The sequence below is a fragment of the Kitasatospora sp. NPDC048286 genome (assembly GCF_043201735.1).
In the GTDB taxonomy this organism is placed as follows: Bacteria; Actinomycetota; Actinomycetes; order Streptomycetales; family Streptomycetaceae; genus Kitasatospora.
The window spans coordinates 1-1,891 of the sequence record NZ_JBICZE010000043.1 but is presented as its reverse complement, the minus strand read 5'-3'; the positions used below and the strand labels follow the sequence as shown (position 1 = coordinate 1,891).

2 protein-coding genes are annotated in these 1,891 nt (G+C 66.7%); both read right to left on the bottom strand.

What is annotated here, in order from left to right:
* Nucleotides 1-29 precede the first annotated feature (29 nt).
* On the bottom strand, nucleotides 30-1,274 hold the full coding sequence (locus ACGF13_RS40250; RefSeq protein ID WP_392884604.1) for an IS701 family transposase: 1,245 nt from the start codon (nucleotides 1,272-1,274) through the stop codon (nucleotides 30-32).
* Nucleotides 1,275-1,367: 93 nt separating this feature from the next.
* Entirely contained in the window at nucleotides 1,368-1,832 is a 465-nt protein-coding gene (locus ACGF13_RS40245) for a hypothetical protein (RefSeq protein WP_392884603.1), read from the bottom strand.
* Between the last annotated feature and the right edge of the window lie 59 nt (nucleotides 1,833-1,891).

Below are 1,891 nucleotides of genomic sequence, written 5' to 3'. Positions count from 1 at the left end.
CCTAGTACTCCGGCTGTAGATCGTGATCTTCATGGTTGCTCGGCCTCTTGTCGTTGGTAGTGGCTGGCACGAGTGCGTGCTTGGTGACGGCGACGCCATACCGACCAGTGCAGGCGATGCGCGAGATCCCTGACGGGTCGGATGAGCAGTGCTGTGAACAGGCGTTGGATCTCGCCGCAGGTCAGCGGGGCGAGCTCGGGCGATGTTGGGCGCCCGGCCCGTTCGGTGGCGGCGGTGACCGCGAGGAAGGCATGGGCAAGTATCGCCAGGGTGGTCCAGCGGTGCCAGGAGGTCCAGCAGCGGACCTGGTGCTCATCCAGCCCGGCTAGGCCCTTGGCGGCTTGGAAGGTCTCCTCAACGGTCCAGCGCCGCCCGGCTACCCTGATCAGCGTGGTAAGCGGGACCGGGCGGGGAGAGTAGCAGCGATAGAAGGCGAGTTCGCCGGTGCGCCGGTTGCGCCGAATGAGCAGCCACCGGTGGCCGGGGCCGTCCGACGGACTGTCGATGCCGACCTGGGCCCAATCGTAGAAGCGGTGGCCCTTGGCTCCGGCTCCTGCTGACAGCCGTTGCCAGGCCCTCTGCGGCAGGCCGTGGGCAAGTACGCCGACCCGGAAGACGCCTGCGCGGGTCGCGATCGTCCGCTTGCGGGAGACGGCGAGGACATAGCCGACCTGTCGCCTCTCCAGCTCGGCGCTCAGGTGCGGGTCGCTGCCGTAGACCTCGTCGCCGGTGACCCAGGCGGCCGAGACGCCGGCGTCCAAGGCCTCGGCAATCATCTCGGTGGCCAGGGCGGGCTTGGTCGCGAACCCCACGTTCTCGGGGATGCCAGCTGCTCGGCACCGCTCGCGGTCCTGCGTCCACGAGCGCGGGACATACAGGCGTCGGTCGATGGCGGCATGCCCTGCCGTAGCGGAGTAGATGAGGTAGACGGCGACCTGGGCGTTCTCGATCCGGCCTGCGGTGCCGGTGTACTGGCGCTGCACACCGACCGTGTGGATGCCCTTCTTCAAATCCCCGGTCTCGTCCACGACCAGGACCGCCTCTTGCTCACCGATGCTGTCGATCACGAAGCCGCGTATGTCGTCACGCACTCGGTCGGCGTCCCAGGCCGCCCGGCTGAGCAGATGCTGCATGCCGGCCGGGCTCGCGTCACCAGCGTGCTCAGCGATCGTCCAGCAGTTCTTGCGCGGGAGATCCGACAGCAGGCCCAGTACCAGCCGCCTTGCCCGACGCCGTGACTCAACTCGCCTGAAGCATCCTGCGATCCGGCTCATGAGACTGTCGAAGGACCCCTGCCACCGGGCCAGATCGACTCCGGGCATCGAGGTCGGTGCTTGATCGCTAACTGTCCACACAGCAGATCATGATCAAGCCTGGTCATCTCGCCCTTCGCGCCATCGAACCCAGTAGTCGACCCCATCGGCTCGGTAACGGCTCCCGCCGTCGTAGCGCCACTCAGCAACCAGCAACTTTGCGCCTGCGGGCGCTTGCCGGTACGGGGTGAGCAATGCCGTCAGCTCGTCGTACCGAGCGTCGACTCCTCCCTGGCCGGGGTGCCGATCGATGCCGGCAACGCCTTCCTCATACCGCTGGTTCCACTCGACGAAGACTGCCCACTGCTCCCGCTCCAGCGCGACCAGTTTCTCGTCCGCTGGCCACACGAAGTACTCGTCTGGGGCAACGGAGAAGTCGACGTCATGGCACTGGAAGTAGTGAGGCACTCCGCCGATGCCCACAAGCCCGCTGCGGGGACCGTCATACCAGTCCAACTCGGCGTACACGTGCTCGAACCCGTCGGCGGCCAACTGCCGCTCATCCCAAACCTCAGCCACCCGGGCAGGCTACTGGCAGTCGCCCTTCGCATACACGATCACGATCTACAGCCGGAGTA

What these genes read in the sequence shown, in the direction of transcription:
- ACGF13_RS40250 (WP_392884604.1), bottom strand. Translation starts at nt 1,274, where the DNA reads ATGAGCCGGATCGCAGGATGCTTCAGGCGAGTTGAGTCACGGCGTCGG.